This window comes from Vogesella mureinivorans, from assembly GCF_007644035.1.
GTDB lineage: Bacteria > Pseudomonadota > Gammaproteobacteria > Burkholderiales > Chromobacteriaceae > Vogesella > Vogesella mureinivorans.
Genome location: NZ_VMTV02000717.1, coordinates 1 through 289 on the forward strand (window position 1 = coordinate 1; position 289 = coordinate 289).

Below are 289 nucleotides of genomic sequence, written 5' to 3' on the forward strand. Positions count from 1 at the left end.
CAAATAAATAATCATCGCCTAAGAAAAAACTGCCAGTGATTTTAGTGAGTTCTGGTCGTTTAGGGAGTATTAATCATACGATTTTAAGTTTAGAAGCATTGAAGAGTCGTGATTTAGAGTTGTATGCGCTTGCCTATAACTTAAATGATGAATCTCAGGATCAACTAATTTCAAAAGATACCGCAGAATATTTAAAAGCCTATTTAGGGAAACATTTTCCGAACAGTATCTGGATCGATATTCCAGTAATCTCATGATAAAGCACGGTATCAAGTGCTTGATGCTGTAT

The 289-nt window shown here is 34.6% G+C and carries 1 pseudogene; it reads left to right on the forward strand.

Going from position 1 to position 289, the window contains the following annotated elements:
- Nucleotides 1–32 precede the first annotated feature (32 nt).
- Nucleotides 33–108: pseudogene (locus tag FLQ44_RS25410) on the forward strand (dethiobiotin synthase); the annotation flags it as partial.
- Between the last annotated feature and the right edge of the window lie 181 nt (nucleotides 109–289).